Raw genomic sequence first — 26714 nt, forward strand, 5'->3', positions numbered from 1 at the left:
GGCCGCCGAGGGTCGGCTATTTTCCGATCTCCCAGGCGAACGGCGGGAGTTCGCGGGCCCGGGAGTAGATCTCCAGGGCATGGTGGGCCGGGACGAAGGGGTGGACGCGGGCGCCTTCGAGGCCGGCGAGCAGGCGCGCACAGTGGTGGACGCAGCCGGCCACTTCCCCGCCGTGACGCTCGATGAGGGTCGCGGCGTCGTGCGGTCCTTCGCACGGCGTCGGATCCTTGGCCGCGGCGGCCGCGCAACGGCCCTGCGGCGGCCCGTGGCGTGAGGGGTGCGCTGGAGGGTTCACCGGCAGGGGTGCCGGATGCGCTATCGGTGGGTCCGTCGGGCCGTTGGGCTGTTCCATCGTGCCGTCCCCCTTGGTGGCGCTGCCTGCGGTGGTGTCGCCGTACAGGTGTGTGCGGGGACGGATCGCCTCCGCGGACCGCGGGCCCGCGGCGGCCTCCCCCCTCACCCACGTGAGTGCTGCTCGGCACGGGAGGGGTCCATGCCGCCTTGGTCAAGTCGTGGACCGATCGTCACCGATTCATGGACTGCGGCCGGCGGCGTGCCACGGCGGACGTGCCGTCAGCCGAGTGGCGTGGCCGGAGGTGCGGGTGGTGGGGGCGGGCCCGGGTGGCGGAAGGCGAAGGGCTCAGCGATCAGCGCCAACGACAGGAAGACGGCTGCCAGGAGCCAGCCGCCGAGGACATCCGCCGGCCAGTGGACGCCCAGGTAGACCCGGGTGGCGCCGACGCCGATCGCCCACAGCACCAGCACCGTGCACCATGTGCGTGCCACGCCGGGGCGGGCACGGTGCAGTACGCCCCAGGCCAGGAGGCCGGCCACCAGCGCGGCGTTGGTGGCGTGGCCGGAGGGGAAGGCGTAGTCGGGGGCGTGTCCGACCCATTCGTCGGACGGTGGCCGCGGGCGCGCGAGCAGTTCCATCAGGCCGTAGCGGACCGCCTGCGCCACCGCGAGGACGACGACGGCGCAGGCCACCGTACGGAGCCGGCCGAGCGCGCCCCGGCCGGCCAGCAGACCGGCCACCACCGCGAGCAGGTAGAGGACGGGGCCGCTGCCGGTCGTGGTGAGCACACGGGCGAGGGACCGCACCGGCTCCCCGTTGTGCGCCGTCGACCAGTCGTGGGCCGCCTGTTCGGAAGCGAGCGGGGAGCCGTCGCCCACGGTCACGACGATGGCAAGGGCGGCGAAGAGGACCGCGCACACCGCCGCGAGCGCCAGGAGCGGACCGGGCCTGCGGGCGTCCGGGGGGCGGTGCGGGAGATGGATCGGGGGGTGCTGCGGGAGGTGGCGGGGGAAGGCGAGATGGAAGGGATGGTGCGTGGTCTCCTGCGCGGGGCGGGTGCCCTTCGGCGTTCTCTGCACGGCGTCCTCCGGTGCCTTCTCCGACTCGGGGTCCTTCCCGGGTGCCGGTCCCCTCTGCGGCCTCATGTCCTCGGTCCGTTCCGTTCCCCGCTTCCGTCCGGCCCCCTGCTCCGGTTCCGGTCCGGGTCTCGGCGCGGACGGCGTCACCGGGCAGCCACCAGGGGGCGCAGCCTGGTGGTGCGGAGACGGGCGACGGCGGGCGTCGCGTGCCGGGCGAGCGGCATGAGCGGCCGGGCGACGACCACACCGATGGCCAGGCCGGCGAGGACATCGTGCGGGTAGTGGGCTCCTACCCAGATACGCGAGAACGCCATCAACAGCGTGGCCGGGACGGCGATCCGCCCGAGCCGGGGCGCACACCCGATCAGGGCGACCGCGGCTGCCGCGGCGATGGCCGCGTGGTTGCTGGGGAACGACCAGTCGGTCACGCCAGGACACAGCGCGACGGTGACCGTGTGCAGCGTCCGGCAGGGCCGCGCCTCGTCGAAGAGGGACTTGACCGTGTCGTTGGCGAGGTAGGCCACGGTCACCACCAGGGGGCCGACCAGCGCCCGCGCCATCTCGGCGGCGGTACCGCTGCGGGCCCGCCACCAGCAGATCAGCATCAGGATCGCGAAGAGGAACAGGCCGTGGTCCGTCCCGTACGAGACGAGGACGTTGACGGCGTGCGGGGCGCGCTGCGCGAGATCGGTGACCCAGGTGTAGAGGCCGCCGTCGATCGAGGCTCCGCCGAGGGCGAGGTTGCTCACGGGCTTCTCCTTGGCGGGTGGCGCGATGCGAGGCCCGGCGGTGGGCCGGGCCCTCGGCTGTCCGTGCGGCCGACGGCCCCTTTCCGGTCACATATACGGTCTACCTGACGGTGGACGGCAGAAAGGTGATGATCCGTTTGATGTCGGACGGACCACCCGTGCAGCCGCGCCCCGCGGGAGCCGGCGGCCGACGCGCTCGCCGCGCCGTGGGCGGCAACGGAGCGCCTGAGCCCGCGGCGGACTTGGGTACGCCTGCTCGCCGATACGGGACTCCGCCGGCCTGACGGCGGTTGCGGCACTCGAGGAAGGCCCGGGGCGGTCCACACCACGGTCCTCAGTGGGCCCGCTGGGACCCGTGGCCCGCACCCGTACCGATCGTGAAGCCCAGGACGGCACCGCCGCCCGGCCGGTGGCCGGCGAAGGCGTGGCCGCCGTGCGCGGTGGCGATCTCGCGGACGATGGCGAGGCCGAGGCCGGAGCCGGGCAGCCCGCGGGCGGCCGGGGCCCGGTAGAACCGGTCGAAGACCCGGGTGCGGTCGGAGTCGGCGATGCCTGGCCCGCGGTCGAGGACCTCGACGCGGGCGCCGGTGACGACGACCTCGATCGGTTGCGTGCCGCCCGGATCGAACTTGGCGGCGTTCTCCAGCAGGTTGGTGAGCGCGCGGTGCAGCGCCACGGGACGGCCCTCGACCGCCGCGGGCCGCGTGCTCCGCACGGTGATCTCACGGCCGGTGCGGCGGCGGGCCGAGGCGGCCCCCTTCTCCGCGACGTCGGCCAGGCTCACCTCGGCCAGCGGGTCGTCACCCCGCTGCCCGGCGGCCAGGTCCACCAACTCATTGACCAGATCGGTCAGTTCGCGCGCCTCGCCGGCCAGGTCGGTGAGCAGTTCCGCACGGGCCCGCGGCGGCAGCTCCTCGAACCGCTTCAGCAGTGAGATGTTCGTGCGCAGCGAGGTCAGCGGCGTGCGCAGCTCGTGGCCCGCGTCCTGGACGAGCCGCTGCTGGTCCTGGACGGCCGCGGCCAGCCGCCCGAGCATGTCGTCGAAGGCCCGCCCGAGCCTCGCGACCTCGCCCCGGCCGGCGACCGGCACCGGGACGTCGAGCCGGCCGTGCTCGGCCACGCTCTCCGCGACCGCGGTGAGCCGGACGAGCCGACCGGTGATCCGGCGCGCCAGCCACCACCCGGCGGCCCCTGCCACCACCAGGACCGCCGCGGCCAGCAGTGCGGTGCGCCGCTGGAGCGCGGAGAGCAGATCCTCGGTCCCGCTGAATTTCCGGGCCACCTGCACCGCCCCGCGGCCGTCACCGAGCGCGACCGTCGCGACGTGGTACTCCTCGTCGCCGATGTCCGCCTCCCGCTGCGTGTGGCGGCCCGGCTGCGCGGCCGCCGCGACCCGGCGCTCCCGGATGCCGACCGGCAGAGCGGGGCTCCCTGGGTCCACGATCCGCCCGCCGGCCCCCAGCACCTGCACATCGGTGCGGGTGGGGCGGGTGAGGTCGTCACGCGGGCCGGCGCGGCCGGGGCCCGCGGCCGCGTAGTCCCCGGGCCGGAACGACCGCTCCTGTACCTGGCTCCGCAGGTCCCCGACCACCTCGGAGAAGACCGACTTCTCGTCCACCCGGACCAGCCGGGCCGCCGCGTCGTAGCTGAGGAACCCGACCAGGGCGGTCACCGCAGCGGCCCCGGCCGCGAAGGTCACCGCGAAGGCGGTGCGCAGACTTGCCGGCTTGCGGGTCCGCAGCCAGGCACCCACCCCGCGGCCGCGCGGGCTGCCGCTGTCCCGGTCACTGCCACGGCCCTCGCGTGCGGCCATCTCAGTCCTCCCGCAGCACATAGCCGACGCCGCGCACCGTGTGGATCAGCGGCCGGCTGCCCGGCACGTCGACCTTGCGCCGCAGATAGCCCACGTACACCGCGAGGTTCTTCGAGCCGGGCCCGAAGTCGTAACCCCAGATCCGGTCGTAGATCGTCGAGTGGTCCAGCACGACCCCTGCGTTCCGCGCCAGCAGCTCCAGCAGCTCGAACTCGGTACGGGTCAGCTCCAGCTCGCGCTGCCCGCGCCAGGCACGGCGGGAGGGGCCGTCGATCCGCAGATCGGCGACCTCGACGACGCCGTCGGCGCCGCCGCGCGAGCCCGTTCCCGTCCGGTCCTCCTGCCCGGCTTCCCGGTCGTGCTCACCGTGGCCGGCTCCCCGGTCGGCCTCACCGTGCTCGCCGCGGTCGCCGTCCGCGGGTGCCGTCCGCCGGAGCAGCGCCCGCAGCCGGGCGAAGACCTCCTCCACCTCGAAGGGTTTGACGACGTAGTCGTCCGCGCCCGCGTCCAGCCCGGCGATGCGGTCCGCCGTCCCGACCCTGGCGGTGAGCATGAGGATCGGGGTGCGGTCCTGTTCGGCCCGCAGCGTCCGGCACACCTGGAGTCCGTCGAGGCCCGGCATCATCACGTCGAGGAGGATCACGTCCGGCCGCTCGCGGTGCACGGCGTCCAGCGCCCGCAATCCATCGGCGACCGCGGTGACCTGGTATCCCTCGAGGATCAGGGCGCGCTCCAGGGCGGTGCGGATGGGACGGTCGTCCTCGGCGAGCAGTACGGCGTAGGTCACCGGGCAAGTCTGCCAAGGCCCCGGCGGGGCGGCGGGAGCGGCCGGTCCGGCCAGGGCCGCCGGGGCCGGGCCCACCCGGCGGCACCGCGAAGGCCCGTGGCCTGCCGGGACCGCGAAGGCGCACGACGAGAGCCCCCGGGGCGCTCCCCCGCTTCTTCGGCCCCACCGGTCGATCCCCGCATCAGCAGCCCCTCCCCTCACCAACTCACCCGCGAGAAAAGGAACTTCACGGCGGCGATCTGGCGTCCCAGGTCGTGAACATGCTGAACTGCTGGAACGCAGATGACGCTTCGAAATCGCAGGTCCGATCGGCAGGAGGCCGCTCATGCTGCATGGTGTCGATGTCAGCTCGTACAACGCCTCGTACTCGGCCGAGGGGTTGGACTTCGTGATCGTCAAGGCGACCGAGGGCCGCTCCTACATCAACCCGCACCAGTCCGCGCAGGCGGCCAAGGCCCGCAAGGCGGGCTGTGTGGTCGGCTTCTACCACTTCCTGTGGCCGGGGAACATCGCGGCGCAGGCGAAGTACTTCGTCGAGAAGTGCGCATCCGTCCAGGGCGACATCCTCGCCGCCGACTGGGAGCGCACCGGCGAGGGGACCTACGCCAGCAATGCGCAGAAGGACCAGTTCCTCCTTGAGGTCAAGAAGCTGCGGCCCACCCACCGCGTGATGCTCTACTGCAACAGAGACTTCTGGCTCAACCACGACACGACGTCCTACGCGGCCGACGGCCTGTGGATCGCCGACTACGTCTCGGCCGGGCACCCGCGCATCAAGGCGAAGTGGCGCATCCACCAGTACACCGACCGGCCGCTGGACAAGGACGTCGCGGACTTCTCCAGCAAGGCCGCTCTCAAGAAGTGGGCGCACCCGTCATAGGATTTCCACCAGCAAGCGGACAGACGTAACAAGAGGAGCAGCTGTGACCGACCCGGCGTCCAAGGCCCTGCAGCAGGAGATCGCCCGGGATCTCCAGGTGAGTGCGTCCTTCGACGCCGAGCGGGAGATCGAGCGCCGGGTGGCCTTCCTCACCGAGCAGCTGACGTCCACGGGCCTGCGCGCGCTGGTCCTCGGGATCAGCGGCGGCGTCGACTCCACGACGACCGGCCGGCTCTGCCAGCTCGCCGTGGAGCGCGCCCGTGCCGCCGGCCACGACGCGACGTTCTTCGCGATGCGGCTGCCCTACGGCACCCAGGCGGACGAGGAGGACGCGCAGCGGGCGCTGGATTTCATCCGGGCCGACCGGGAGCTGACCGTCGACATCGCCCCGGCGAGCGACGCGGCGCTGGACGCGGTGGTGAAGGGCGATGTGATCTTCCGCGACGCCGGTCACCAGGACTTCGTGCAGGGCAACATCAAGGCCCGCCAGCGCATGATCGCGCAGTACGCGGTGGCGGGGGCCCATGAGGGCCTGGTCGTGGGCACCGACCACGCGGCCGAGGCCGTCTCCGGGTTCTTCACCAAGTTCGGCGACGGCGCCGCCGACGTCGTGCCGCTCACGGGTCTGACCAAGCGCCGGGTGCGTGCCGTGGCGGCGGCGCTCGGCGCCCCCGACGAGCTGGTCTCGAAGGTGCCGACGGCCGACCTGGAGACCCTCGACCCGGGCAAGCCCGACGAGGACGCGCTCGGCGTGACCTACGAGCAGATCGATGACTTCCTGGAGGGCAAGTCCGTCAGCGACGAGGTCTTCGCGACGATCGTCCGCCGCTACCGCATCACCAGCCACAAGCGCGAGCTGCCCGTCGCGCCCTGAGCCCGATCCCGCCGTACGGCCGGTCCCGCTGACGACGGTCGCGGCGTACGACCGATCCCGCCCCCGGCACGGTGCGAGCGCACCGTCCCGGGGGCGGGCCGTTTCCCACGTTCGCTCACGAATCGGTCATCCGCCGGCCAGGGGCCGGTCACCGTCCCGGTGCTAAAAGGCCGGCGGGAGCGGGCATGCATGCGGCCATGGGAAGCCGCGAAATGCGATCGGAAGATCAACTGTCAGTGGGGCCGCCTACGCTCCGAGGCATGGGTGACGCACCGCTACGCGAACTCCGGACCGCGCTGACCACCGCCGCCGACATCGCCTCGGCCCTCCAGGCCGCACCGACCCCGCACGACGCCGACCAGCTCGTCGACGTGCTCCGGCAGGCGCTGGCCGCGGCCGGCTCACTGGGCGCCGAGATCGGGCCGACCGGCTGCGCCCTGCATCCGCACGGCGCCGTCGACCCCCTGCACGGCGACCCGGAGGACCCGCTGCCGCCGGAGTACGGCAAGTGCCTGCTCTGCAACGACCGCCGCCGCCGGGCCGACGCCCACCATCCCCACCCGCACGCCAGACCCCGCCAGCATCAGCTGTCCCACCGTCGCCGACGGCTGAGCGCGTAGCGCGGGCACCCGGGCGGCGGTGTGTCCGCATCCCGGGAGACCTTCGCCTCCGCACTCCGCCGGCACCCCGGCAGGACGTAACATCCGCGCATGCGACCTGCCACATACAGCGACGAGGATCTAGAGCAGCACTCCCTGCGGCGCCGGGTGCCCGACGACGGGCAGCGGTCCGGTTTCGCGCACGACGTCGACCGGATCCTGTACTCCACCCAGTGGCGGGCGCTGGCCGGCAAGAGCCAGGTGGTGGCGAGCGCAGAGCTGGGCGCGTACCACACACGCCTGACGCACTCCATGAAGGTGGCCCAGCTCGGGCGCCGGATGGCGGAGCGGCTCGAGCGCAAGTACGGCGGCCCCAACCCCGCCCTGGTCGAGGCGGCCTGCATGGCCCACGACATCGGCCATCCGCCCTTCGGGCACGCGGGCGAGATGGCCCTGCGCGCCACGATGGACGAGCTGCACTGCGCCACCGGCGTGCTGGACAGCTTCGAGGGCAATGCGCAGACCCTGCGGGTGCTGACCTTCCTCGCCGCCCACAAATACCCCGGACACCGCGGGCTCCACCTCACCCGTGCCTGCCTTGACGCCTCCACGAAGTACCCGTGGGAGCGGGCACCCGCCGACCAGGATCCGGCGCGGCATGTGAAGTGGGGGGTGTACGTCGCCGACCGGGAGGCGTTCGCCTGGGTGCGCGGCGACCGCACCGACACCGCCGTACCGGTCGAGGAACAGGTCATGGACTGGGCGGACGACGTCACCTACGCCTGCCACGACGTCGAGGACTTCTACCGCACGGGCCTGATCCCCCTGGCCGCGCTGTTCCCGCCGGACGGCGCCGCGGGCGGCGACACCGAGCGGGAGATCCGCCGCTTCCTGGACTATGTGCAGGCCAAGCGGAAGCGGGCCGGGGCGCCCTTCGACCGGGACGCGGCGATGCTGCTGATGTCGGACATCGGCAAACGCCTCGCGGTGCACGCGCCGTACACCGGCAGCCACGAGGACGCGGTCGCGGTCAACCGCCGCACCGCCGATCTGATCTCGTACTTCACCCGGCAGGTCGAGCTGGAGGTGAGCGGCAAGGCCGCGATCCGGTACGGCGCGCGGCTGGTGATCCCGGCGGAGCGGCGGGCCGCCTGCGACCTGCTCAAGGAACTGGTGTGGTGCTACGTCATCGACCGCCCCGCGCTCGCCACCCAGCAGCACGGCAAGCGCCGGGTGGTGAGCGAGCTGCTGCGCTGGAGCTACGACGCTCCCGAGCTGCTGCCTCCGGACCGCACCGAGGAACTGGCCCTGCACGGCGACCGGCTGCGGGCGGCCGCGGACCATGTCGCCTCGCTCACCGAGGACCAGGCGCTGGCGCTGCACCGCCGGCTGTCCGGCACGGGGCTGGGCTCAGTCAACGACAACGTATGGCTGTAGGCACGTAGCGCCGGCAGCCCGCGCGGCGCGGGACGCCGGGCCGGCCCCGGCAGGGGCCCCACGGGACGGCCCGTGGGGCCCCTGCTCAGTCCTGCGGCTTCTTCGCCGGCCGCAGCGCGATACGCCCCAGCACCCCGGCCACGACCAGCGCGACGACCGCGACCAGCACGAAGTCCGGCACGCCGTTCCCGACCCCGGCCACCCACTCCTCGACACGGAACTCGGCGTCCGCGTCCAGGATTCCCGGCAGCGCGCCGGTCCCGTTGAAGAGCAGGAACAGCACGCCGACCCCGATGAAGAAGAGGCCGGAGAGCACGGACGTGGTGTGCAGCCGCAGCTTTCCGAGGGTGAGGGCGCGGCCGCGCAGCCAGCCGCGGCTCCCGAGGTCGAAGCGGTCCCACAGCAGCGCGAGCAGGAACAGGGGCAGGGCCATGCCGAGCGCGTACACGGCGAGCATCGACGCGCCGTACAGGGGCGAGCCGCTGACCGCCGTCACCGTCAACACCGCGCCCAGGATCGGGCCGGCGCAGAAGCCCGCCAGGCCGTAGACGCAGCCGAGGAGAAAGGTGGAGACGGCCGATCGGGGGGTGATCTTCGCGGCGGCGGCCTGGGCACGCTTCGAGGCGAAGCCCAGTCCGAGTATCTGCGCGAGGCCCAGCGCGATGACCAGGCAGCCGCCGACGGCGATCAGCAGACCTCGGTGGCCGTTGAGCAGCCGGCCGGCTGCGGTGCTGGCCGCCCCCAGCGGCACCAGGGTCGTGGCGAGCCCCAGGTAGAACACGCCGGTGCGGGCCAGCAGCCTGCCGGGGTGCGCGAGGGAATACGCGAAGAACGCGGGCAACAGCAGCGCGCTGCACGGGCTGAGCAGCGCGAGCGCACCGCCCAGGAAGGCGGCGAGAAAGCCGATGTCGGTCACTTCGCGCCCCCCTCGGACCGCTTCTTCGCGGTCGCCGCGGCGTCCCGGACGGCCTGCGCGAAGACCTCGGTGGGCTGGGCCCCCGCGACCGGCCGGCCGTTGACGAGGAACGAGGGCGTGGACTGGACGCCCAGCTGGTAGCCCTCCTCCTGGTCCTTCTTCAGGGCGCGTTCGGCGGCCGGGCTGCGCATGTCGGTACGGAACTTCTCGATGTCCCGCACCCCGCCGGCGCGAGCGAGGTCGACGAGCTTGTCCTCGGCGAGCGCGTCGCCCTTGCGGGTCTCGGCGTACAGCTCGTCGTGCATCTGCCAGAACCTGCCCTGCTGCCCGGCGGCCCAGGAGGCGCGGGCCGCCCGCTCGGAGTCCGCGCCGTAGAGCGGGAAGTTGCGGAACTCGATGCGCAGGGTGCCGGCGTCGACGTACTTCTCGACGAGTGCGGGCTGGGTCTCGCGGGTGAAGCGCCCGCAGAACGAGCACTGGTAGTCGGCGTATTCGACGAGGACCACCGGAGCGTCCTTCGTACCGAGGGCGAGCGGGTCGCCGTCCTCACGCCGGCTGGTCCGTGCGGCGAGGTCGTCGAACATCTTCTGCTGGGCTCCGTCCACCTCGGCGGCGGTGGAGGCGGCCTGCGGCTCGCCGGTGCCGCCGGTGTCACGGCTGCCCTCGACGGCCTTGCCGACGGCGATGCCGAGGGCGACGACCGCCACGACGAGGGCGATCACCGCGCCGAGGGCGGCCAGTTTGCGGGTGGGGGAAGCGGATGTGGGCATGCGAAAGCTCCAGTCGTGCGGAGTGGACATACGGGCCGGTGCGTCGGGGCAGCGGCCTATATCCGCAGGACGGGCTGGAGCGCGAGAGGATCGGCGGTGGGCGCCCCGTCGGTCGGGGGCCGGGCGAGGGCGTACTGCGCGGGCGCGTCGGCGGCGAGCGGCGCAGGGCCCGCGGTCGTGGGCGCGAGCGGTTCGCCGCGGTGCGGGGCGGGCAGCGGGACGGACTCGTCGGGTGCGGGTGCGTGCCGGCCCGAGCACTTCTTCGCGGTGTCGGCCACCGCGATGGGAGCGCCCCGGGGCGACCCGCCGCGCGGGCTCGCGCTGACGTCCCCTGCGGTCGCCGGTCGTTGGGTCTCAGCCGTGGGGGCAGCACTACCCACCGCGGCGGCCGTCGCGGCGCGGCCGGCGAGCCACGCCTGGTCACCGCCGATCCGGCAGAGCAGGGGCCCGAAGGTGACCGCGAGGAGCAGCAGCAGGGTCATCGTGGCCGACCGGCGCACATGCCGCATGTCCCCTCCTCAGGTGCCTTGCGCGAGCGTGAACGTCCCATCCTACGGACCGTGTCCGGGACGCCGGGGGCCGACCGGCCGCGCCTTCACCATCAGCGCGCGCACCTCCCCCGCCCGCACCATCGCTCACGAACCACGGGCGAAATCGCAGACGGAGTCACAGAGATGGAGGTCGGTGGCACAGCTCACCTACGATCGACCAGTTTTCTGTACGTTTTATGCAGCTGTGTACACCAATGCCGCTTTGGTGGCTCGGCTTCCGGCCTGCCATGATCGAGCACGACGCCCCCCGGAGATCCGGGACGTTCCCGATCCCACGGGCACACCCCTTCCGCCCGCCGGGTATCGGCCGACCGGGGCCTCGTCCGCGCACCCCGCGGGAGGCCCCGGTCCCCCTCCGGCGACAGGCGGCCCGCCGGGCTACGCCGCGGGCGCTCGCCTCAGCGGTCGGTCACCCGCATCTCGAACCACGTCGTCTTGCCGCGCGGCAGCAGATCCACGCCCCAGCGGTCGGAGAGCTTGTCGACGAGGAAGAGACCGCGGCCGCTGGTGTCCATCTCCTGAACGGGCATCAGACACGGCAGACCACGCGAGGGGTCGCGCACCTCGATGCGGATCCAGCCACGGCGGCGCAGCATGCGCAGCCCGAAGGTGCGGGCGCCGGTGTGTCGCACGGCGTTGCCCACCAGCTCCGAGACCAGCAGCACGGCATGCTCGGTGAGCTGGGGCGAGAGCGCCCACTGCCTCAGCAGCACGGAGGCGGTCAACCGGCGGGCGGTACCGGCGGATTCGGGGCGGGAGGGCAGTCTGACCTCGTCGACTGTCGGATCGCCGACCAGATCGAGTGCCACCGACACCGGGCCGCCGGGTGCGGACGCCATCTCCGCACCCGCACCGGGGAGTTCCCAGCATGCGGCGGCCGTGCCGCTCCGCGGCCGCGGCTGCTCCATTCCTTCGAGGCCCGCCATGCCCCCATCATGGCTGTTGCGCGACCGCACCGGGGGCGGAACCGACGGAATCCGTTGCCCGGAATCTCCGGCTCCGCCCCCTTGGCGGGACATATGCCAACGGCAGACCAGGCATCGTCACAGCCCGGCTGACCTGCGGTGACCTCTCGCGCGCGAATGATCACTCGGGGTGCCCACGAGGGTGCTCACGGGGCGGGAAGAAATTGTCCGTGATTCCCCCACACGAGGCATGGACTCCCGGTCAAACCTCATACGCACCGTCAACACCAGCCGTTTCAGCGGAACTTGGCCTTGCCCGGCCCTTCCTCGACGAAGCTGCGCATACCGGTCTCCCGGTCCTCGGTCGCGAACAGCCCGGCGAACCAGTTGCGTTCGATCGTCAGCCCGTTGTCGATGTCGGTCTCCAGACCCGCGTCGATCGACTCCTTCGCGGCGCGCAGCGCCAGCGCGGGACCCGACGCCAGCCGCGCCGCCCAGGCGTGCGCCTGCTCGTAGACCTCGGCGGCGGGCACGACGCGGTCGACCAGGCCGAGGGCGAGCGCCTCGTCGGCCTTGACCTGCCGGCCGGTGAAGATCAGGTCCTTGGCCTTGGACGGACCCACCAGCCGGGCCAGCCGCTGGGTGCCACCGGCGCCCGGGATCAGGCCGAGCAGGATCTCGGGCTGGCCGAGCTTGGCGTTGTCCGCGGCGATCCGGAAGTCGGCACAGAGCGCCAACTCGCATCCGCCGCCCAGCGCGTAGCCGGTGACCGCGGCGACCACGGGCTTGGGGATCCGGGCCACGGCGGTGAAGGAGTCCTGCAGCGCCTTGGACCGCACGATCATGGCCGGGTGGTCCATGGCCTGCATTTCCTTGATGTCCGCGCCGGCCGCGAACACCTTCTCGCCGCCCCAGATGACGACGGCGCGCACATCGTCGCGACGGGTGGCCTCCTCGGCCAGCTCGCGCAGCCGGTCCTGGGTGGCGATGTCCAGTGCGTTCATCGGCGGGCGGTCCAGGCGGATGGTGCCCACGCCCTCGGCGACCTCGAGATTCACAGTCATGCCGAAAGGTTAGTACGCGTTAACGACAGTGGGCCCGGTGCACTTGGTCACAGCGCGCCCGGGCCCACCGCGCTCCCCGCGGTCCCCGCGGTCCGCTCCACCGTCCTACTGGTCGGCCTTCCACTGCTCCCAGGAGAGGTTCCAGTCGCTGAAGCCGTTGTCCGGCTGGATCGTCTCGTCGTGCGAGTTCTTGACGATCACCACGTCCCCGATGAGGGAGTTGCCGAAGAACCAGGCCGCTGGCGTGGAATTGTCCCCGCCGCCGCGCAGGTCGAACAGGCCGACGCAGCCGTGGCTGGCGTTGCGGCTGCCGAAGGTCGGCTTGCCCGACCAGTAGTTGCCGTGGATGAAGGTGCCGGAGTTGCTCAGCCGCATGGCGTGCGGCACGTCCTTGATGTCGTATTCGCCGCCGAAGCCGACGGTGTCGCCGTTCATGCGCGTCACCGGGTGCTTCTCGCTGATCACCATCTGGCCGTTGTAGGTCTCGGTGCCGGGTGCGCCGGCGGTGATCGGGATGGTCTTGACGGTCTTGCCGTCCCGGACGACGGTCATCTTCTTGGCCGAGGCGTCGACGGTGCTCACCTGGCTGCGGCCGACGGTGAAGGAGATCTCCTTCGCCTGCGTGCCGTAGACCCCGGGGCGGCCCTCGACGCCGTCGAGGTTGAGCGTGAGGGTGACCTTGGTGCCGGCCGCCCAGTACCTCTCCGGCCGGAAGTCGAGGCGGTCGTTGCCGAACCAGTGGCCCTCGACCGGAACCGACGGCTTCGCCGTGACCTTGATGGCGTCCTCGACGGCCTGGGGGTCGGTGATCCCGCGGGTGAAGCGGATCGAGACCGGCATCCCCACGCCGACCTGCTGGCCGTTCTCGGGGGTGTACTGGCCGATGAAGGTGTTCTTGGGAACGAGAGTGGTGAAGGTGGAGTGCTCCGCGGACTCGCGGCCACGGCCGTCCACCGCTATCGCGTCGACGATGTACTTGGTCGAGGCGCCGAGGTGACCGCTCGGCTGCCACAGGGCGCCGCCGCCGGATATCTTCCCGCCGACCTCGTTGCCCTTGGCGTCCTTGACCTTGACGGACTTGAGCTTGCCCTTCTGGGCCGTCACCTTCAGCGCACCGCTGGTGGCGACGTCCTCCGCGCCGTCCTTGGGCGCTATCGTCACGGCCGCCTGCGAGGCCGCCTTGTCGCCGCCCGCCTTCCCGGCCGGCCCGTTGCCGTCGGCGTCGTCACCCCCGCACGCGGTGACCGCGAACAGCAGGCCCCCGAGCAGCAACGCGAGCGGGCCTCCGCTCCGGTGTCGCCGCCGCCGGCGCGCCGGCACCCCCGAATTCGGCTGCACATCCACGACTGGCCCCTTTTCCCCTCGCACGGCCCGCACGTCCCCCGCGCGCGGATGCGAACAGCCGCGCGCTTGCCGTTAGATAACCACACCGCGGTGACAGTGAACTGCTCACGCATGTCACCGTTTCGTCCCAAGTGTGCGGGGTGGCGCGAAGGCGTTGCGCCGACGGTCCGCGGCGGAGGGTTTCGTCCGGGAATCGGCCGTATGGAGAGGGTCAGAGACCTGCTTCAGCGCAGCGCACTTCCCCGCTTCCACTTCTCCCAGGGCATGTTCCAGCCACCGAGGCCGTTGCTCGGAGCGACGGTGCGATCCCGTGAGTTACGCACCTCCACGGTGTCACCGACCCGGGAATGGGCGAAGAGCCAGCCGGCCGGGGTGTGGGGACCGCCGCCCTTGATGTCCCTCAGCCCCACGCAGCCGTGGCTGGTGTTGGCGCCGCCGAAGACCTGCGGCCGCGCCCAGTAGTTGCCGTGCAGAAAGGTCCCCGACCGGGTGAGTCGCATCGCGTGCGGGACGTCCGGAATGTCGTACTCGGCGCCGAAGCCGACGGTGTCGCCATCCATCCGTGTCACCGAGTGCCGCTCCAGGATCACCATTTTCCCGTTGTACGTCGGGTTCTCGGCGTTGCCCGCGGTGATCGGCAGGGTCGCCAGCACCCGCCCGGACCGACGCACCGTCATGCGGTGCTTGGCGGCGTCGATGATGCTGACCTGGTCCCGGCCGATCCGGAAGCGGATGGTCTTGCGCTGCGTCCCGTAGATGCCCGGCCCTGCCTTCACATCGCGCAGCCGCAGATCCAGCGTGACCTGGGTACCCGGCCTCCAGCGCTCGCGGGGCCGGAAGTCCAGCCGCCCGCGGCCGAACCAGTGCGGGGCGATCTCCACCGCCGGCTCGGCATTGACCGTGACGGCGCGCTCGACGGCGGCGCGGTCGACGATCCGCCGGTTGAAGTCCAGCGAGACGATGATGCCGGTGCCGACCGTGGTGCGGTTCTCCGGCGTGTAGAAGCCGATGAAGCGGTGTGCCGGCACGAAGGTGGTGAAGGTGGTGTGGCGGGCGGAGCGGCGGCCCGAGCCGTCCAGGGCCACCGCGTCGACGGTGTACTTCGACCCGAGTTCGAGCGGGCCCGGCAGCGGCCGCCAGCTCAGGCCGTCCTGCGAGAGGCGGCCGGCGACGACCGCCGCACCGGCGTCCCCGGTCCGCCGGACCTCGACCCGCTCCAGCCGCCCGTCGGGCACCCGGACCTCGAACCGCCCGTCGGGTCGCACCCCCTGGGTGCCGTTGCCCGGCGTGACCCGGATCGTCTCCTCCGGGGAGCGCGGTTTGCCGCCGATCAGCGCGTCCGAACCCCCGCAGCCGGCCGTCGCCACGGCCGCGAGCGCGGCAACCACCACCACGGCGGCACGGCCGGCGCCGACGGCCATCCGCCGGTTCCGTGCCCGCCCGCCTGCCACGCCCTCCGCAGGGCCCCGCACGCGGCAGTTCGCTCGGACCTTCGGTCGACGCTTCTCATGGACGGTCATGTACCGAATTGTGACTGATGATGTGTGAGTGGACGGGTACGCCATGAATCGGTATGTCCCGTTCAGATCGACGAGGCCCGGACGGGCGGAAAGCGTGAGGCAACGCCCGGTTGCGGGAAGAACAACACCGAGGGCGGGGACACAGGCACGGCTGGGACGCCGGGCAGGGCCGCCGCCCGACCGAGCCATGAGCCGCAGGAGGCCGGCACGTGTCGAGCGCACCCGAGCAGGAGGCAGTACAGGAGGGACCCGACGGATCGGAGGGGCGGGGCGGGCAGGCCGGACCGGACGGGCGGCGCGGGGCGCGACAGCGCTCCGCACCCCCGGCGCACGACGGACCGGGCCCCGCGCTCACCCCGCCCTCCACCGTCCGCCCCGGCAGTCCGACACCCCTCGGAGCCCGTTACCGCACCGGACCCGACGGCGTCGCGGGCACCAACTTCGCCCTCTGGGCGGGTGGCGCCGAAGGCGTGGAGATCTGTCTTTTCGACGACGAGGAGCACGAGACCCGCCACCCCCTGACCGAGCTGACCCACGAGATCTGGCACGGTTTCCTGCCCGGCGTCCATCCGGGGCAGCGCTACGGCTACCGCGTGCACGGCCGCTGGGACCCGTGGACCGGCGCCCGCTGGAATCCGGCGAAACTGCTCCTCGACCCCTACGCCCGGGCCGTGGACGGCGACTTCGGGGCCACGGCCGGCGCGGACACCCCGCCGGCCCTGCCCGCCCAGCTCTACGGCCATGTCCGCGACTGGCCGCATCAGCAGATAGCGGACACGGTGCGCGACGAACAGGACTCCGCGCCGTACGTCCCCAAGGGCGTGGTGGTCGGCGGGGACCCGGGGGACGACACGGGCGACGAATGGCGGGACGACCGCAGGCCCAAGACGCCCTGGCCCGATTCCGTCCTCTACGAACTGCATGTGCGCGGCTTCACCATGCGCCACCCCGGCATCCCGGAGCACCTGCGGGGCACTTACGCGGGCCTGGCCCACCCCGCGGCGCTGGAGCACCTCGTCCGGCTCGGCGTCACCGCCGTCGAACTGCTGCCGGTCCACCAGTTCGCGCACGAGGACCACCTGGTGCGCAGGGGGCTGCGCAACTACTGGGGCTACAACTCCATCGGCTATTTCGCGCCACACGCCGGGTACGCCGCGACCGGCACCCGCGGCCAGCAGGTCGGCGAGTTCAAGCGGATGGTGCGGGCCCTGCACGACGCCGGCATCGAAGTCATCCTGGACGTCGTCTACAACCACACCGCGGAAGCCGGCGAACTGGGCCCCACCCTCTCCCTCCGCGGCATCGACAACCGCGGCTACTACCGCCTCCAGGACGACCCGCGCCGCTACGCCGACTACACCGGATGCGGCAACACGCTGCACGTCGTACAGCCCCAGGTGCTGCGTCTGATCACCGACTCGCTGCGCTACTGGGTGACCGAAATGGGCGTGGACGGCTTCCGTTTCGACCTCGCCGCCGCGCTGGCGCGCTCCATGCACGACGTCGACATGCTCTCCCCTTTCCTCGCCGTCATCGCCCAGGACCCGGTACTGCGCCGGGTCAAGCTGATCGCCGAGCCGTGGGACGTCGGATCAGGCGGCTATCAGGTCGGCTCCTTCCCGCCACTGTGGACGGAGTGGAACGACCACTACCGCGACACCGTCCGCGACTTCTGGCGCGGCGCCCAGCCCGACGTCCGCGACCTGGGCTACCGCCTCTCGGGGTCCAGCGACCTGTATGCCTGGGGCGGCCGCCGGCCGTACGCCTCCGTCAACTTCATCACCGCCCACGACGGCTTCACCCTCCGCGACCTGGTCACCTACGAGCACAAGCGCAATGCCGACAACGGCGAGGGCAACCGCGACGGCACCAACGACAACCGCGCCTGGAACTGCGGTACGGAGGGCGAGAGCGACGACCCCGGCATCGTGGCCCTGCGCGGCCGGCAGCTCCGCAACCTCCTCACCACCCTGCTGCTGTCCACCGGCGTCCCGATGCTGGTCGCGGGCGACGAGATGGGCCGCACCCAGCACGGCAACAACAACGCCTACTGCCAGGACTCCCCGGTCAGCTGGCTCGACTGGTCACTCCTGGACGACCGGCGGTGGTGCGGCCTGGCCGATCTCGCCGCCCGCCTGATCGCCCTGCGCCGATCCCATCCGGTGCTCCGCCGCCGCGCCTTCTTCTCGGGCCGTCCGCACGGGCAGGGCGGTCTGCGCGACCTGGCGTGGTTCACGGCGGCGGGCACCGAGATGACCGAGCAGGACTGGTACGCCCCCGGGGCCACCCTGGGCATGTACCTCTCCGGCAACGACATCCCCCAACGCGACAGCCAGGGCGTCCGCATCGTCGACGACAGCTTCCTCGTGTTCCTCCACGCCGACCACCGGCCCCGTACGGTTACCCTTCCGGGACAGCCCTGGGCCGCGGAGTTCGAAGTCCTCATCGATACCTCCCGCGACGAGCAACCGCCCCCGGACGCCCCGGCCGAGCGGCACGCGGCGGGCAGCGAGCTCACCCTCCCGGGCCGTTCGGTGCTGCTGTTCCGGGCGGTTCCGGGGTAGGGGGCACGGGCCTCGGGCGGCGCTCCGGCCCCTCCTGGCGCCCCGTACCCGCTCCCGTAGGGTGCGGGCATGACTGACGCGGGGGCGGACCCGGGCGCCGCGGACCACCGTGGCCCCGGGCGGTATCTGTGGTGGCTGGTCGTCCGTCAGCGGCGGCGCGTCGCCGCCGGGGCGTCGCTGGGGAGCCTGTGGATGGTGGGGCTGATGCTGCCGCCGTACGTGCTCTCCCGCGCCATCGACGAGGGCCTGGCCCCGGGGCACACCGCGACGCTGATCGGCTGGGCCGGCGTCCTGCTGGCCGTCGGGGCGCTCAACGCCGTGCTGGCGGTCATGCGGCACCGCACCATGACCAGGATCCGGATGGACGCGACGTTCCGCACGGTACGCGTCCTCGTGGCCCACACCATGCGGCTGGGCGCCGCGCTGCCCCGCCAGGTGACGGCGGGCGAGGTCGTCACCATCGGGATCGGCGATGTCGCCGTGATCAGCCAGACCCTGACGGTCACCGGGCCCGGCGTCGGCGCCGTCCTGGCCTACGCGACCGTCGCCGCCCTGCTCCTTGCCGTCTAGCCGCTCCTGGCCGCGGTGGTGCTGGTGGGCGTGCCGCTGCTCGCGGTGCTGGTCGGACCGCTGTTGGGCCGGCTGGAGGGCGCGGAGACGCGGTACCGCGAGCGGCAGAGCGGGCTCGCGGCGCGGCTGGCGGACATGGTCGGCGGACTCCGCGTACTCAACGGCCTCGGCGGCAAGGGGGTCTTCGCGGACCGCTACCACCGCGAGGCCCGGGCGTTGCGGAGCGAGGGCTACCGGGTCGGCGCGGTGACCAGCTGGATCCAGGCCCTGGGGGTCGGCCTGCCGGCGCTGTTCCTCGCCGCGGTGACCTGGCTCGCCGCCCGAATGGCAGCCCAAGGGACCATCACCGTGGGCGAGTTGGTGGCGGTCTACGGATACGCGGCGGCGCTGGTGGTGCCGGTCTCCTTCCTGATCGAGGGCGGCTACGACCTCACCCGGGGGCTGGTCGCTGCCCGCCGGGTCGTCCGCTTCCTGGACCTGGCGCCGGTGCCGTCCGACGGGACGAGCCGCGGGCCCGGGACGGCGTCGGCACTGCGGGATCCGGCCTCCGGTGTGGAAGTCACGCCCGGACAGCTGACGGCCCTGGCCTGCGCCCGGCCGGAACAGTCCGCATCGGTGATCGACCGGTTGGGCAGGTTCGCGGACTCGGCGGCGACATGGGGTGCGGTGCGCCTCGACGCGCTGGATCCGCAGACGCTCCGCGAACGGATCCTGGTCGCCGACAACGAGGCCGACCTGTTCGCCGGGACGCTGCGCGAGGTGGTCTCCGGGCGGCGGGCCCGCGACACGGCGGCGATCGACCGCGCCTTCCACACCGCCATGGCACAGGACATCGTCCGGGGGCTGACCGACGGGCTCGACGCGACGGTCGAGGCGCAGGGCCGCAATCTCTCCGGAGGGCAGCGTCAGCGCGTCCGGCTGGTGCGTGCGTTGCTGGCCGACCCCGAGGTGCTGCTCGCGGTCGAGCCGACCTCGGCGGTCGACGCGCACACCGAGGCCGGTCTCGCGACCAGGCTGCACGCCGCGCGGGCGGGCCGTACCACCGTCGTCACCAGCACCTCCCCGCTGGTCCTCGACCGGGCCGACACCGTGTACTACCTGGTCGACGGCCGGGTCGAGGCCGTCGGCAGCCACCGTGCGCTCCTCGAAGGCCACCCCGGCTACCGCGTTCTGGTCTCCCGCGGCGAGGACGACGAGGCACCGGACGGCGGCGGGAAGACACCCGCCGGCGAACCGGCCGGACGCGGCGCTCCCGCCGACGGACCCGAGGCCGAAGCGCCGGTGTCGCCGGAGGGCGCCCGATGAGCGCCAACGGGCCCGCGCGGGCCGCCGACCCGGCGGAGGGCGGGCTTCCGGTGGCCGGTCCCGCCGAGACCCGGCGCGCCGGACTCCGGCTGATCCGGCGGGACGGGCGCGCCTTCGTCCTCATGATCACCCTGAACGTCCTGGCCGCCGGCGCCGGACTGGTCGGCCCGTGGCTGCTGGGCCGGATCGTCGACACCGTGCGCGACGGCGGCGGGGTGCAGGCCGTGGACCGGCTGGCGCTCGTGATCGTGGTGTGCGCGGCGGCGCAGCTGCTGCTGGCGCGCTATGCCTGGTACGTCGGCCATCGCTTCGGCGAGCGGACCCTCGCCCGGGTGCGCGAGCAGTTCGTCGACCGGGCGCTGGCGTTGCCCGCGGCGACCGTGGAGCGGGCCGGTACGGGTGATCTGACGGCCCGTGGCACCGCGGACGTCGCGACGGTCGCAAGGACGCTGCGCGATGCCGCGCCTGAGGTGTTCATCGCGGTGGTGCAGGCGGTGTTCCTGCTCGGCGCGGTGGTGGTGCTCGACCCGCTGCTCGGGGCGTGCGGTGCGGGCCTGCTCGGCTGCCTTTTCGCCGCCCGCTGGTATCTGCGCCGTGCCCACACCGCCTATCTGGCGGAGGGGGCGGCCAACTCCGCGCTCGCCGAACTGCTCGCGGCGAACGCCGCCGGTGCGAGGACCATCGAGGCCCTCGGGTTGCGGGAGCGCAGGACCGCCGCGAGCGAGGAGGCGATCGAGCGGTGCCGCCGCACTCGTACCCGCACGCTCTTCCTGCGCAGTGTGCTCTTTCCGGCCGTGGACATCTCCTTCGTCCTGCCCGTGGTCGGGGTGCTGCTGATCGGCGGGGCGCTGCACGGGCAGGGCGCGGTCCGGCTGGGGGTGGTGGTGTCAGCGGCGCTCTACATGCGGCAGGTGTCCGAGCCGCTGGACAAAATCCTGTTCTGGGTCGAGCAGTTGCAGAGCAGCGGAGCGGCCTTCGCGCGGGTGGAAGGGCTTGCGCGAGCGCCGAGGTCCGCACGTGCCGCCGGCGCCGCGACGGCTCGCGTCCCGGCGCCCTCCCCCGCCGGCGATCCGTCCCCCGTCGACGACCGCATCGACGTCTCCGGCGTCCGCTACGCCTACGGGGGCGGCGACGTGGACGGCGGGGACAGCGGGCTCGGCGCGCACCCCGGCGATGTCCTGCACGGCGTGGACCTGACGATCCGCCCGGGCGAGCGGATCGCCCTCGTCGGTCCCTCGGGCGCCGGAAAGTCCACCCTCGGCCGGCTGCTGGCGGGGATCGACGCGCCGCGTACCGGCTCGGTGACCGTCGGGCGGGTGCCGATCGCCGCGCTGCCGCCCGAGACGCTCCGCCGGCAGGTGGTCCTCGTCACCCAGGAGCACCACGTCTTCCTGGGGACGGTACGGGACAACCTGCGCATCGCCGCGCCGGAGGCCGACGACGCCGCGCTGCGGGCCGCGCTCGCCGCGGTCGGTGCCGAATGGGCGGCGGAGCTGCCGGACGGCCTGGACACCGAGCTGGGCGCCGGCGGCCACCGGTCCGACGGCGCCCAGGCACAGCAACTGGCCCTCGCCCGCGTGGTGCTGGCCGACCCGCACACCCTGATCCTGGACGAGGCGACGGCGCTGCTCGATCCGCGGACCGCCCGGCACACGGAGCGGGCCCTGGCCGCCGTCCTGACGGGCCGTACGGTCATCGCCATCGCGCACCGGCTGCACACCGCCCATGACGCCGACCGGGTCGCCGTCATGGAAGGCGGCCGGCTGACCGAACTCGGCACCCACGACGACCTCGTGGCGGCGGACGGCGCCTACGCCGCGCTCTGGAGGTCCTGGCGCTCCCGGCCCGGCGAACGGCCCGACGCCCCCGCGGCGCCCGGCCAGGGCGGCGCCCCGTAGCCCTGCGGCCCCCGGCCGCCTGACCCCGTGGCCCCAGCCCTGCGGCCCCCGGTCACCGCCGATCCGTCCGCCTTCCGGACATGGATTTCGCGCAACGGACGGTTTCCGGCCAATTAGTTGAACCGATCCTGACAATCGCACATCCGTGGTGGGACTCTTCCCCGCAACCGCCGCACGGGGCCCCACAGCACCACTCCCCACGGCAGGTCGCACCACGCGCTCCACCGTTCCACGCTCCACGGTTCCGTGTTCCACCGTTCCGTGTTCGACGTTCCACCCGTACGTCTCCCCCCACACGCTCCAGTGTTCTGCCTCGCTCTGCCCGGACGGCCGCTTCGCCGCCCGGTCCCCCTCGGCCGCACCGTCACGTCGGCCACCGCAGAAGGAGTCAGTGTGAGACGCACCCCCCATGGACGCGCCGTAGCGACCGGCGCGCTGGTCGCCGCCACGGCGATGCTCGCCGTCGGCGTGCAGGCCGGCACCGGCACCGCTGCCGCACCCCGGCCGGGCACCACCCACGCCGCGCCGGACCCCGGCGCCGTGCCGGCCAAGCTGTCCCCCTCCCAGCGTGCGGAGCTGATCCGGGAGGCCGGCGCCACCACCGCCGAGACCGCCCGCAAGCTCGACCTCGGCGCGAAGGAGAAACTGGTCGTCAAGGACGTCTCCAAGGACGTCGACGGCACCACGCACACCCGCTACGAGCGCACCTACGACGGGCTGCCCGTCCTCGGCGGTGACCTCGTGGTGCACGAGAGCAAGGCCGGGGCGCTCAAGGGCGTCACCAAGGCCGTGCGCTCCCAGCTCAAGGTCGCCGGCACCACCGCGAAGATCAAGGCGGCCACGGCCGAGGCGAAGGCCGTGAAGTCCGCGCAGGCCCAGGGCTCGAAGAAGACCGAGGCCGCCAAGGCCCCGCGCAAGGTGGTCTGGGTCGCCGACGGCAAGCCGGTGCTCGCGTACGAGACCGTGGTCGGCGGGCTGCAGCACGACGGCACGCCCAACGAGCTGCACGTCATCACCGATGCCACCACCGGCACCAAGATCTTCGAGTACCAGGGGATCGAGAACGGCACCGGCAACAGCCAGTACAGCGGCAAGGTGACGCTCGGCACCGCGCCCTCGTACACGCTGACCGACACCGGCCGCGGCAACCACAAGACCTACAACCTCAACCACGGCTCGTCCGGCACCGGAACGCTGTTCTCCGACCCGGACGACACCTGGGGCGACGGCACCCCGCAAAACGTCCAGACCGCCGGCGTCGACGCCCACTACGGCGCCGCGCTGACGTGGGACTACTACAAGAACGTGCACGGCCGCAGCGGCATCAAGGGCGACGGCGTGGGCGCCTACAGCCGGGTCCACTACGGCAACAACTACGTCAACGCCTTCTGGAGCGACAGCTGCTTCTGCATGACGTACGGCGACGGCAGCGGCAACGCCGCCCCGCTGACCTCCATCGACGTCGCGGCCCACGAGATGACGCACGGTGTCACCGCGGCCACCGCCAACCTCACCTACAGCGGTGAGTCCGGCGGCCTCAACGAGGGCACCTCCGACATCTTCGCCGCGGCCGTGGAGTTCAACGCCAACAACAGCAGCGACGTCGGCGACTACCTCGTCGGCGAGAAGATCGACATCAACGGCGACGGCACCCCGCTGCGCTACATGGACAAGCCGAGCAAGGACGGCGCGTCCAAGGACTACTGGTACTCCGGTATCGGCAACGTCGACGTGCACTACTCCTCGGGTGTCGCCAACCACTTCTTCTACCTGCTGGCCGAGGGCAGCGGCGCCAAGGACATCAACGGCGTCCACTACGACAGCCCGACGTACGACAACCTGCCGGTGCCGGGCATCGGCCGGGCCAACGCCGAGAAGATCTGGTTCAAGGCGCTCAGCCAGTACATGAGCGCGAACACCAACTACGCGGCGGCACGCACCGCCACGCTGTCGGCGGCCGCGGATCTCTTCGGTCAGGGCAGCGCGACGTACAACACCGTCGCCAACACCTGGGCGGCGGTCAACGTCGGCTCCCGGGTGCCGGACACGGGCGCGGTCAGCGTCACCAACCCGGGCAACCAGACGAGCACGGTGAACCAGGCGGCCAGTCTGCAGATCAAGGCGTCCAGCGGCACGGCGGGCGCCCTGTCGTACGCGGCCACCGGACTGCCCGCGGGCCTGTCGATCAACGCGAGCACCGGTCTGATCTCGGGTACGCCGACCACGGCCGGCACCGGCAACGTGACGGTCACGGTCACCGACGCGGCCAAGAAGACCGGTACGGCCGCCTTCACCTGGACGGTCAACCCGGCCGGTGGCAGCAACGTCTTCGAGAACGCCGATGACGTCGCGATCCCGGACGCGGGCTCCGCGGTGACCTCGCCGGTCGCCGTGACCCGCAGCGGCAACGCACCGAGCACGCTGAAGGCGGACGTCGACATCGTCCACACCTACCGCGGTGACCTGGTCGTGGACCTGATCGCCCCGGACGGTACGGCCTACCGGCTGAAGAACTCCAGCGCGACCGACTCGGCGGACAACGTGAAGGCGACCTACACGGTCAACGCCTCCTCGGAGACGGCGAACGGCACCTGGAAGCTGCGGGTCCAGGACGTCTACGCCCGGGACACCGGCTACATCAACGGCTGGAAGCTCACCTTCTGACCGGCGTCGGCACCTCGGCGTCACCCGGGTGTGCAAGAAGCAGGCCGGAATCACTCGCTCCACCACAACTGACCTGCTGAACAGTCAAGTTGGGCGTCGCTCCCGGATCATCGGGGGCGGCGCCCGACTCCGTTATGCGAACAGCGATCTTCTCTGTACGGACGATTTTCGGCCAACATGCCGACACCCTCCTGACATGCACGCGTTCGAATGGCAGTCTTCCCGACGCACGTCACACCCGCATCGCTTTGCACCCCCACCACTTGGCAAAGTTGAAGGAGCACGCGTGACCCCCCGCATATCTCGTAAGACCCGTGTCACCGGTACCGTCGTCGCCGCAGCGGCCCTCCTGGCCGCAGGCATCACCGCAGGTACCGCCGGCGCGTCCCCCACGCAGACCACCGAGCAGGGCGGCACGCCGCTCAAGCTCAGCGCCTCCCACCGCGCGGAACTGCTGCGCGACGCGAGTGCCACCAAGGCGCAGACCGCCAAGGAACTCGGCCTCGGCACGCAGGAGAAGCTGGTCGTCAAGGACATCATCAAGGACGCGGACGGCACCACGCACACCCGCTACGACCGCACCTACGCCGGCCTGCCGGTCCTGGGCGGCGACCTGATCGTGCACACCGCCAAGGGCGGCGCCATCAAGAGCACCACCAAGTCGACCAGCAAGTCGATCAAGGTGGCCTCCACCACGCCGAAGATCGCCCCGCAGACCGCGGCGAAGTCGGCGCACGGCACCGCGGCGAAGTCCATCAAGGCGGCGAAGGCCGAAGCGCCGGCACCCAAGAAGGTCGTCTGGGCCGCCAACGGCAAGCCCGTGCTGGCCTACGACACCGTCGTCGAGGGCGTCCAGAAGGACGGCACCCCCAGCCGGCTGCACGTCATCACCGACGCCAACAGCGGCAAGAAGCTCTTCCAGTACGACGAGATCCACACCGGCAAGGGCGAGAGCGAGTACAGCGGCAGCGTCGAGCTCGGCACCTCCAAGGAGGGCTCCGGCTTCACCCTGACCGACGCCGACCGCGGTGGCCACAAGACCACCAACCTGGAGAACGGCGAGTCCGGCGACGGCAAGGCCTTCACCGACGAGGACGACGCCTGGGGCACCGGCAAGCCCGACGACCCGCAGACCGCGGCCGTCGACGCCCACTACGGCGCGGCCGTGACCTGGGACTACTACAAGACCGTGCACGGCCGCGCCGGCATCAAGGGCGACGGCAAGGGCGCCTTCTCGCGCGTCCACTACGGCGACAGCTACGTCAACGCCTTCTGGGACGACAGCTGCTTCTGCATGACGTACGGCGACGGCGAGGGCAACAAGGCTCCGCTGACCGCCCTCGACGTCGCGGCGCACGAGATGTCGCACGGTGTCACCTCCGCCACCGCCAACCTCACCTACAGCGGTGAGTCCGGCGGTCTCAACGAGGCCACCTCGGACATCTTCGGCACCTCGGCCGAGTTCTTCGCCAAGAACGACAAGGACCCGGGCGACTACCTCATCGGCGAGAAGATCGACATCAACGGCGACGGCACCCCGCTGCGCTACATGGACAAGCCGAGCAAGGACGGCTCGTCGCAGGACAACTGGGACTCCAGCACCGGTGGTCTCGACCCGCACTACTCCTCGGGTGTCGCCAACCACTTCTTCTACCTGCTGTCCGAAGGCAGCGGCGCGAAGGAGATCGGTGGCGTCAAGTACGACAGCCCGACGGCGGACGGCTCCAAGGTCGAGGGCATCGGCCGGGACAAGGCCGAGAAGATCTGGTTCAAGGCCCTGACCGAGTACATGACCTCGAACACCGACTACAAGGCCGCGCGCGAGGCGACGGTCAAGGCCGCCACCGACCTCTACGGCGCGGACGGCGCCGAGGTCAAGGGTGTCGAGGCCGCGTGGACCGGTGTCGCCGTCAAGTGACGCCGCATCGCGGACACTTGTGAGCGATCGCTGATCACTCCGGGGTAGCGTGAACCCGAGAGTGGGGGGGGGGGGGGGGGGGGGGGGGGGGGGGGGGGGGGGGGGGGGGGCGCGCGGGGGGGGCGGGGGGGGGGGGGGGGGGTTGGGGGGGGGGGGCCGGCCGACTGCGCCCGGGGGTCGGGTGGCGCGGTGCGCTGGGCGACGATGCGCGG

20 protein-coding genes and 1 pseudogene are annotated in these 26714 nt (G+C 72.3%); 9 read left to right on the forward strand and 12 right to left on the reverse strand.

The features are described from left to right. Window positions 1–16 precede the first annotated feature (16 nt). The 5 genes from ACGFZW_RS27010 to ACGFZW_RS27030 all read right to left on the reverse strand — a co-directional run bounded on the left by ACGFZW_RS27010 (window position 17) and on the right by ACGFZW_RS27030 (window position 4723). Window positions 17–460 (reverse strand): hypothetical protein, encoded by a 444-nt coding sequence (locus ACGFZW_RS27010; RefSeq protein WP_393895812.1) that lies wholly within the window; start codon window positions 458–460, stop codon window positions 17–19. A gap of 113 nt (window positions 461–573) precedes the next feature. Continuing rightward, the gene (locus ACGFZW_RS27015) at window positions 574–1440 is read right to left on the reverse strand and encodes a phosphatase PAP2 family protein (protein WP_393895813.1); all 867 of its coding nucleotides are present in this window, start codon (window positions 1438–1440) and stop codon (window positions 574–576) included. Window positions 1441–1517: 77 nt separating this feature from the next. Further along, the gene (locus tag ACGFZW_RS27020; RefSeq protein ID WP_393895814.1) at window positions 1518–2123 is read right to left on the reverse strand and encodes a phosphatase PAP2 family protein; all 606 of its coding nucleotides are present in this window, start codon (window positions 2121–2123) and stop codon (window positions 1518–1520) included. 334 nt (window positions 2124–2457) lie between these two features. Next, window positions 2458–3936: an ATP-binding protein gene (locus ACGFZW_RS27025; RefSeq protein WP_393895815.1), complete on the reverse strand. Its 1479-nt coding sequence runs from the start codon at window positions 3934–3936 to the stop codon at window positions 2458–2460. A 1-nt stretch (window position 3937) separates the two neighbouring features. Then, window positions 3938–4723, reverse strand: a complete 786-nt coding sequence (locus ACGFZW_RS27030; RefSeq protein ID WP_393895816.1) for a response regulator transcription factor — start codon at window positions 4721–4723, stop codon at window positions 3938–3940. Window positions 4724–5048: 325 nt separating this feature from the next. On the opposite strand from ACGFZW_RS27030, the gene ACGFZW_RS27035 reads away from it, so the two are divergent. From ACGFZW_RS27035 to dgt, 4 genes are all read left to right on the forward strand, one after another. Beyond that, window positions 5049–5603 (forward strand): GH25 family lysozyme, encoded by a 555-nt coding sequence (locus ACGFZW_RS27035; protein WP_393895817.1) that lies wholly within the window; start codon window positions 5049–5051, stop codon window positions 5601–5603. Window positions 5604–5646: 43 nt separating this feature from the next. After that, window positions 5647–6477 carry an ammonia-dependent NAD(+) synthetase gene (gene nadE, locus ACGFZW_RS27040; protein WP_393895818.1) on the forward strand — a complete coding sequence of 277 codons (831 nt, stop codon included), beginning with the start codon at window positions 5647–5649 and terminating at the stop codon, window positions 6475–6477. A 260-nt stretch (window positions 6478–6737) separates the two neighbouring features. Beyond that, window positions 6738–7097, forward strand: coding sequence for a hypothetical protein (locus ACGFZW_RS27045; RefSeq protein WP_393895819.1), 360 nt, complete (start codon window positions 6738–6740; stop codon window positions 7095–7097). A 90-nt stretch (window positions 7098–7187) separates the two neighbouring features. Then, window positions 7188–8513 (forward strand): dGTP triphosphohydrolase, encoded by a 1326-nt coding sequence (dgt, locus tag ACGFZW_RS27050; RefSeq protein WP_393895820.1) that lies wholly within the window; start codon window positions 7188–7190, stop codon window positions 8511–8513. An 85-nt stretch (window positions 8514–8598) separates the two neighbouring features. Here dgt and ACGFZW_RS27055 read toward each other — a convergent pair whose 3' ends face one another. The 7 genes from ACGFZW_RS27055 to ACGFZW_RS27085 all read right to left on the reverse strand — a co-directional run bounded on the left by ACGFZW_RS27055 (window position 8599) and on the right by ACGFZW_RS27085 (window position 15484). Further along, complete coding sequence (locus ACGFZW_RS27055; RefSeq protein ID WP_393895821.1) at window positions 8599–9429, reverse strand: cytochrome c biogenesis CcdA family protein; 831 nt, start codon at window positions 9427–9429, stop codon at window positions 8599–8601. After that, window positions 9426–10199: a DsbA family protein gene (locus tag ACGFZW_RS27060; protein WP_393895822.1), complete on the reverse strand. Its 774-nt coding sequence runs from the start codon at window positions 10197–10199 to the stop codon at window positions 9426–9428. The genes ACGFZW_RS27055 and ACGFZW_RS27060 overlap by 4 nt, the downstream gene beginning before the upstream one ends. Before the next feature lie 56 nt (window positions 10200–10255). Continuing rightward, entirely contained in the window at window positions 10256–10708 is a 453-nt protein-coding gene (locus ACGFZW_RS27065) for a hypothetical protein (RefSeq protein WP_393895823.1), read from the reverse strand. A gap of 440 nt (window positions 10709–11148) precedes the next feature. Beyond that, window positions 11149–11676, reverse strand: coding sequence for an ATP-binding protein (locus ACGFZW_RS27070; RefSeq protein WP_393895824.1), 528 nt, complete (start codon window positions 11674–11676; stop codon window positions 11149–11151). Between the two features lie 275 nt (window positions 11677–11951). Then, window positions 11952–12719 carry an enoyl-CoA hydratase/isomerase family protein gene (locus ACGFZW_RS27075; RefSeq protein WP_393895825.1) on the reverse strand — a complete coding sequence of 256 codons (768 nt, stop codon included), beginning with the start codon at window positions 12717–12719 and terminating at the stop codon, window positions 11952–11954. Window positions 12720–12824: 105 nt separating this feature from the next. Next, window positions 12825–14063, reverse strand: a complete 1239-nt coding sequence (locus tag ACGFZW_RS27080) for an Ig-like domain-containing protein (RefSeq protein WP_393895826.1) — start codon at window positions 14061–14063, stop codon at window positions 12825–12827. A 224-nt stretch (window positions 14064–14287) separates the two neighbouring features. Further along, complete coding sequence (locus ACGFZW_RS27085; RefSeq protein ID WP_393895827.1) at window positions 14288–15484, reverse strand: Ig-like domain-containing protein; 1197 nt, start codon at window positions 15482–15484, stop codon at window positions 14288–14290. A gap of 308 nt (window positions 15485–15792) precedes the next feature. Here ACGFZW_RS27085 and glgX point away from each other — a divergent pair, with 308 nt between their 5' ends. From glgX to ACGFZW_RS27110, 5 genes and pseudogenes are all read left to right on the forward strand, one after another. Then, entirely contained in the window at window positions 15793–18147 is a 2355-nt protein-coding gene (gene glgX / locus ACGFZW_RS27090; RefSeq protein WP_393895828.1) for a glycogen debranching protein GlgX, read from the forward strand. Between the two features lie 69 nt (window positions 18148–18216). Continuing rightward, window positions 18217–20022: pseudogene (locus ACGFZW_RS27095) on the forward strand (ABC transporter transmembrane domain-containing protein). Beyond that, entirely contained in the window at window positions 20019–21920 is a 1902-nt protein-coding gene (locus tag ACGFZW_RS27100) for an ABC transporter ATP-binding protein (RefSeq protein WP_393895829.1), read from the forward strand. Before ACGFZW_RS27095 ends, ACGFZW_RS27100 begins: the two are co-directional and overlap by 4 nt. Before the next feature lie 393 nt (window positions 21921–22313). After that, a complete protein-coding gene (locus tag ACGFZW_RS27105; RefSeq protein WP_393895830.1) occupies window positions 22314–24584 on the forward strand; it encodes a M4 family metallopeptidase in 2271 nt (756 codons plus the stop codon). A gap of 286 nt (window positions 24585–24870) precedes the next feature. Further along, window positions 24871–26502: a M4 family metallopeptidase gene (locus tag ACGFZW_RS27110; protein WP_393895831.1), complete on the forward strand. Its 1632-nt coding sequence runs from the start codon at window positions 24871–24873 to the stop codon at window positions 26500–26502. The last annotated feature ends 212 nt before the right edge of the window (window positions 26503–26714 follow it).

Origin of the sequence: Streptomyces sp. NPDC048248 (assembly GCF_043201875.1) — a bacterium.
GTDB lineage: Bacteria > Actinomycetota > Actinomycetes > Streptomycetales > Streptomycetaceae > Streptomyces.